The following is a 6,406-nucleotide window of genomic DNA, read 5'->3' as shown; positions in this document are numbered from 1 at the left end:
GCGACATCGCAAGCTGCGTGCTGTCCGCCCAGCCGGCTGCACCGGACGCAGCGCGACCATGAAGCGCACGGACTGGGCCCGGCGTCAGGAACGCAGCAACGCGCTGCTGCTGCGCGCGATGACATGGATTTCACTGCGCCTCGGCCGGCCGGCCGGCCGCGTCGTGCTGCATCTGATCGCCGCGTACTTCGTGCTGTTCTCGCCCGCCGCCTGCGCGGCGTCGCGCGACTATCTGCGCCGCGTGCTGGGCCGCCCCGCGCGCTGGCGCGATGTGTACCGCCACGTATACACGTTCGCGGCGACGATCCACGACCGCATCTACCTGATGAACGAACGCTTCGACCTGTTCGACATCCGCCTGCAAGGCCAGGCGCTCGTCGAGGCGGCGCTCGCCGGCGGGCGCGGCGCGTTCCTGATCGGCGCGCATCTCGGCAGCTTCGAGGTGGTGCGCGCGCTCGGCCGCACGAGGCCGGACCTGCGCGTCGTGGTCACGATGTACGAGCAGAACGCGCGCAGGATCAACGCGACGCTCGCTGCCGTGAATCCCCGTGCGAAACCGGAAGTGATCGGCCTCGGGCAGATCGATTCGATGCTGAAGGTACGTGAGCGCCTCGACAGCAACTGCATGGTCGGCATGCTTGCCGACCGCACGCTGCTGGACGATACGGCCGCCTCGTCGCGACGCCTCGCGTTTCTCGGCGAGCCGGCCGCGTTCCCGCTCGGTCCGCTGTACATGGCCGCGATGCTGAAGCGTCCGGTGATCTTCATGACCGGCCTCTATCGCGGCGGCAATCGCTACGACGTGCACTTCGAGACGCTCGCCGATTTCACCGAGGTTCGGCGCGACGCGCGCGCGGCCGCGATCGACGCGGCGCTGTCGCGCTACGTCTCGCTGCTCGACAAGCATTGCCGCGCGGCGCCGTACAACTGGTTCAATTACTTCGATTTCTGGCAGGGCGGCAACGCGGCCGGCGCGCGTCACGATCACGCCGACGCGCCCGCGCACGCCGACCGGCCCGCCACGAGGGATCTCTGACGCATGACTGCTTTATGCCGCCACTCGCGCGCGGGCCGCTGGGCCGCCCGCGCATTTGCCGTCGCCACGGTCGCGCTGGCCGCACTCGGCGCCGCGCCGGCTCGCGCCGCCGACGCGGGCGTACCGTGGAGCCTCGACCGGCTGATGTCCACGCTCGCACAACACAAATCCGGGCGCGCCACGTTCGTCGAAACGAAATATCTGTCGATCGCCGCGCAGCCGGTCGAGTCGTCGGGCGAACTGGTGTTCGTCGCGCCCGATCATCTCGAGAAGCACACGCTCAAGCCGAAGCCGGAACATCTTGTCGTCGATGGCGACATGCTCACCGTCGAGCGCAACAGCCACAAATACACGCTCCCGCTCGCCCGCTATCCTGAACTGGGCGCGTTCATCGACAGCATCCGCGCGACGCTCTCGGGCAATCGCTACGCGCTCGAACAGGTGTACAAGGTCGCGCTCGCCGGGCGCGGCGACGACTGGACGCTGACGCTCACGCCGCTCGATTCGCGGATGCTGAAAGTCGTCAGCACGATCACGCTCGACGGCACGCGCGACGCGCTGCGTAGCGTCGCGATCCGCCAGGCCGAAGGCGATCATTCGCTGATGCGGCTGCAACCCGTTCCCGCGCAGTAATGGACGACCGGACCCGCCACGCCTCCCTCGCGCAACGCGGCATCCGCGCGCTCGAACGGCGCGCGGTACTCGTCTGGCTGCTGTTCCTGCTCGCATGCGGGGTCGCGATCGGCCGGGCGAACTTCACCGCCGACCTGTCCGCCTTCCTGCCGCATGCGCCGAGCACCGGGCAGCGCGTGCTCGTCGATCAGCTGCAGGACGGCCTCGTCTCGCGGCTGATCCTCGTCGGGATCGATGGCGGCGATACCGCGACGCGCTCGGCACTGTCGCGCCGTATCGCGGCCACGCTGCGCGCCGATCCGCAGTTCGCGGCAGTCAACAACGGCGAGGCGGTCAATGCGGTGCGCGACCAGCAGTTCATGCTCGACCATCGCTACGTGCTGAGCCCGGCGGTCACGCCGCAACGTTTTTCCGTCGACGGACTGCACCGGGCGCTCGGCGACAGCCTCGATATGCTGAGCGCATCGGCGGGCCTCGTCACGAAGGCGCTGCTGCCGCGCGATCCGACCGGCGAAATCGCCGCGCTGGTCGGCCAGCTCGACAGCGCCGCGCAGCCGGCGAGCCGCGACGGCGTCTGGGCGTCGCGCGACGGCAAGCGTGCGGTGCTGGTCGCGCAGACAGCCGCCGCCGGCTCCGACACCGACGCGCAGGCGCGTGCGATCGACACGCTGCGCCGCGCGTTCGATGCCGCGGCGCATGCGGTGCCGAATGCGTCGTCGTGCACGCTGTCGATGACCGGTCCCGGTGTGTTCTCCGTCGATACGCGCGACGCGATCAGGCATGACGTCGAACGGCTGTCGACACTGAGCCTCGTGCTGGTTGTCGCGCTGCTGCTGACGCTGTACCGGTCGCCGCGCACCCTCGCGCTCGGCCTGCTGCCGGTGCTGTCGGGCGTCGCGGCGGGCATCGCGGCGGTGAGCGTCGCGTTCGGCACCGTGCACGGCCTGACGCTCGGCTTCGGCACGACGCTGATCGGCGAAGCCGTCGACTATTCGATCTACCTGTTCGTGCAATCGGCGCCGGCCGGCTCGCGCCCTGCCACGCGTGCGGCAGACGCCCTTCGCGCGTGGGTCGCCGCGTACTGGCCGACGATCCGGCTCGGCGTGCTGACATCGGTGTGCGGCTTCGCGTCGATGCTCTTCTCCGGCTTTCCGGGTCTCGTGCAGCTCGGGCTGTATTCGATCGCCGGTCTGACGACGGCGGCGCTCGTCACGCGCTTCGTGCTGCCGCATCTGCGCGGCGATCACGTTGCGATCCGCGACGTCTCGCGGCTCGGCGCGGCGCTCGCGCGCGCCCTGCATGCCGCGCCGCGGCTGCGCTGGCCGCTCGCAGTGCTGGTGCTCGCCGCCGTCGCGACGCTCGCGTGGCACCGCGACGGCCTGTGGAGCCGCGAGCTTGCCGCGCTGAGTCCGGTGCCGGCAAAGAGCCAAGCGCTCGACGCGCGCCTGCGCGCCGATGCCGGCGCGCCCGACGTGCGCTATCTGATCGTGATCCCGGCCGCCAGCGAGCAGGCCGCGCTCGAAGGCGCAGAAAAGGTTGCCGCGCAATTGCAGCCGCTTGTCGAGCGCGGCGTGCTCTCCGGTTTCGAAAGTCCCGCCCGCTACCTGCCGAGCGACGCCGCCCAGCGCGCGCGCCTCGCGAGCCTGCCGCCGGCGGACGTGCTCGCGACGCGGATGCGTGCCGCCGTCGCGAACCAGCCGATCAGCGTGAAGCCGGAACTGTTCGCGCCCTTCATCGCCGATGTCGACGCCGCACGCGGGCAGCCGCTGCTGACGCGGGCGGACTTGCGCGGCACGTCGATGGCGCTCGCCGTCGATGCGTTGCTGAGCGAGCGCGCGGGACGCTGGAGCGCGATGCTGCCGCTGCGCGCGCCGGACGCCGCAACGGCTGCCGCCGCCGCGCCCGATGCGCCGAGCCTCGACGCGACGCCGATCCGGCACGCCTTCGCCCGCGCAGGCGTGCCCGATGCGCTGTTCGTCGACATGAAGGCCGAGGCCGACCGGCTCTACGTCAACTACGTGCACGAGGACATCCGCCTGTCGCTCGCCGGATTCGCCGCAATTGCGGTGCTGCTGCTGATCGCGTTGCGCTCACCGCAGCGCGCCGCGCGCGCGCTCGCCCCGCTCGTCGCAGCCGTGCTGGTCGTGGCGGCGGGCTTCGCGCTCGCCGGCGTCCCGCTGACGATCCTGCACCTCGTCGGGATGCTGCTGATCGTCGCGGTCGGCTCGAACTACGCGCTGTTCTTCTGCAAGCGCGACGATGCGCAGCCCGTCACGCCGCACACGCTCGTCTCGCTCCTGATCGCCAATCTGGCGACGGTCGCGGGCTTCGGCCTGCTCGCGCTGTCGCGCGTGCCGCTCCTCGAAACCTTCGGCCTCACCGTCGGCCCCGGCGCGATGCTGGCGCTCGCGTTCGCCGCAATCCTCGCGCCCCGGGCCGGGCGCAGCGCGTCCATCGCCCAGGCCGCTCACCGTCACGGAGGCCGCGCATGAACGCGCCATCCCCGCTTTCGCCCGGCGCGCCCGGCGATGCACGCCGCTGGACACCGACGCCGCTGATCGCCGGCACGATCGCACTGCACGCGGGTGCGGTCGCGGCCGTCGCCGCGCAACCGGCGGTCTGGCCCTGGGCGGCCGGCAGCGTGATCGGCTCGCATCTCGTGCTGACGGCGGCGGGTCTCTGGCCGACAAGCACGCTGCTCGGCCCGAACTGGATCCGCCTGCCGGACGATGCGGGGCGCCGGATCGCGCTGACCATCGACGACGGACCGGATCCCGACGTCACGCCACGCGTGCTCGATCTGCTCGATCGCCATGACGCGCGTGCGACGTTCTTCTGCATCGGCGAGCGCGCTCGCCGGTATCCGCAGTGGATCGAGGCGATCGTCGCGCGCGGCCATGCGGTCGAGAACCACAGCCTGCGTCACCGTCACCATTTCTCGCTGTCGGGGCCCGGCGCATTGCGGCGCGAGATCGAAGCGGCCCAGCACATCCTGACCGAACTCAGCGGCACGCGGCCGCTGTTCTTCCGCGCGCCCGCGGGCCTGCGCAATCCGTTTCTCGAGCCAGTACTGTGCGCGCTTGGCCTGCAGCTCGCGAGCTGGACACGGCGCGGCTTCGACACGCGTACACGCGATGCCGGCGAGGTGACGCGCCGCCTGCTGCGCGGCCTCGCGCCACGCGACATCCTGCTCGTCCACGACGGCCATGCCGCGCGCGACGCCAGCGGGCAGCCGGTCGTGCTCGATGTCCTGCCGGCCGTGCTGCGCGCCGCCGCCGACGCGCAACTGCACTGGACGACGCTGCGCGCGGCGCTCGCGCCCGAGCCGCCGCAGCCGGCCGGTCCGCCGGGCGCCATTTGATAAAATTTGACTGCTTCCGACGCGCTTTTCCGCCATGCGGCGGCGCCCGGATCGGCAACCGGATTCGACCCTCGTGAAACCACTCCTGCTCTCACACTTCACCGCCACCAGCTGCATCGGACGCGGGCTCGACGCGACGCTGGCCGCACTGCGCGGCCAGCGCGGCGGCCTCTCGCCATGCGACTTCGAACGCGCGGATCTCGACACCTGGATCGGCGAGGTGCGGGGAGCGGATGCACAGCCGGTTCGCGCAGACCTGGCCGCGTTCGCGTGCCGCAACAATCGCCTCGCGCAGATCGGGTTCACGCAGGACGGTTTCGCAGAACGCGTCGCAGCTGCGGCATCGCGCTACGGCGCGGACCGCGTCGGCGTGTTCGTCGGCACCAGCACCGCCGGTATCCTCGAGACCGAACACGCATACCAGCACCGCGATCCGCACGGCGGCGCACTGCCTGCGGACTTCCGCTATGCGCAGACCCACAACCCGTACTCGTCGGCTGCATTCGTGCGCGCGTATTTCGCGCTGCGCGGCCCGGCGATGGCGATCTCGTCCGCGTGCTCGTCGGGCGCCAAGGTCTTCGGTTCCGCGCGCCGGATGATCGAAGCGGGACTGATCGACGCCGCGGTCGTCGGCGGCGTCGATTCGCTGTGCCTGACGACGCTGTACGGCTTCAACTCGCTCGAACTGCTGTCGCGCCGGCCGTGCCGGCCGTTCGACGTCGCGCGCGACGGCATCTCGATCGGCGAGGCCGCAGCCTTCGCCCTCGTCGAACGTGCGCCCGAACCCGGCACGCTCGACGACGATGCGATCCTGCTGCTCGGCATCGGCGAATCGAGCGACGCGCATCACATGTCGTCGCCGCATCCGGAAGGCCTCGGCGCGCGCCTCGCCATCGAGCAGGCACTTGCATCGGCCGGCCTCGACGTGGGCGCGATCGACTACGTCAACCTGCACGGCACCGCGACGCCGAGCAACGACACGGCGGAAAGCCGCGCGGTCGGCGCACTGTTCGACCGCACGCCGTGCAGTTCGACGAAAGGCGCGACCGGCCATACGCTGGGCGCGGCCGGTGCGCTCGAAGCCGTGATCGCGGCGCTCGCGTTGCGTGATCAGCTGTTGCCGGCCGGCATCAACACGACGCACGTCGATCCCGCGTTCGCGCTCGACTACGTGCTGACGAGCCGCCCTGCGCGCGTGCGCACCGTCCTCAGCAATTCGTTCGGCTTCGGCGGCACGAATTGCAGCCTGATCTTCGGCCGCGCAGACGGCGTGCGCCGCTGAACCCCGCCATGAAGCTCCGCGCCTTTATCGAAAGCATCGGCCTCGTCGGCCCCGGGCTGACCGACTGGCCCCAGGCCGCCGACGTACTCGCCGG

5 protein-coding genes and 1 pseudogene are annotated in these 6,406 nt (G+C 71.0%); all 6 read left to right on the top strand.

Annotated features, from left to right (window positions below; genetic code table 11):
* Nucleotides 1–58 precede the first annotated feature (58 nt).
* Nucleotides 59–1,036 (top strand): acyl-CoA synthetase, encoded by a 978-nt coding sequence (locus KH616_RS19880; RefSeq protein WP_292249849.1) that lies wholly within the window; start codon nt 59–61, stop codon nt 1,034–1,036.
* Nucleotides 1,037–1,039: 3 nt separating this feature from the next.
* On the top strand, nt 1,040–1,669 hold the full coding sequence (locus KH616_RS19875; protein WP_292249848.1) for an outer membrane lipoprotein carrier protein LolA: 630 nt from the start codon (nt 1,040–1,042) through the stop codon (nt 1,667–1,669).
* A complete protein-coding gene (locus KH616_RS19870) occupies nt 1,669–4,161 on the top strand; it encodes an MMPL family transporter (RefSeq protein WP_292249847.1) in 2,493 nt (830 codons plus the stop codon). The genes KH616_RS19875 and KH616_RS19870 overlap by 1 nt, the downstream gene beginning before the upstream one ends.
* On the top strand, nt 4,158–5,030 hold the full coding sequence (locus KH616_RS19865) for a polysaccharide deacetylase family protein (protein ID WP_292249846.1): 873 nt from the start codon (nt 4,158–4,160) through the stop codon (nt 5,028–5,030). Before KH616_RS19870 ends, KH616_RS19865 begins: the two co-directional genes overlap by 4 nt.
* 73 nt (nt 5,031–5,103) lie before the next feature.
* Nucleotides 5,104–6,312, top strand: coding sequence for a beta-ketoacyl-[acyl-carrier-protein] synthase family protein (locus KH616_RS19860; protein ID WP_292249845.1), 1,209 nt, complete (start codon nt 5,104–5,106; stop codon nt 6,310–6,312).
* Nucleotides 6,313–6,320: 8 nt separating this feature from the next.
* Nucleotides 6,321–6,406: pseudogene (locus KH616_RS25430) on the top strand (3-oxoacyl-ACP synthase); the annotation flags it as partial.

Origin of the sequence: Burkholderia sp. (assembly GCF_018375725.1) — a bacterium.
Lineage (GTDB): Bacteria > Pseudomonadota > Gammaproteobacteria > Burkholderiales > Burkholderiaceae > Burkholderia.
Note: the sequence above shows the minus strand (reverse complement) of the source record. Positions and strands in the feature narration are given on the sequence as shown.

What these genes read in the sequence shown, in the direction of transcription:
- KH616_RS19880 (WP_292249849.1), top strand. Translation starts at nt 59, where the DNA reads ATGAAGCGCACGGACTGGGCCCGGCGTCAGGAACGCAGCAACGCGCTG.
- KH616_RS19875 (WP_292249848.1), top strand. Translation starts at nt 1,040, where the DNA reads ATGACTGCTTTATGCCGCCACTCGCGCGCGGGCCGCTGGGCCGCCCGC.
- KH616_RS19870 (WP_292249847.1), top strand. Translation starts at nt 1,669, where the DNA reads ATGGACGACCGGACCCGCCACGCCTCCCTCGCGCAACGCGGCATCCGC.
- KH616_RS19865 (WP_292249846.1), top strand. Translation starts at nt 4,158, where the DNA reads ATGAACGCGCCATCCCCGCTTTCGCCCGGCGCGCCCGGCGATGCACGC.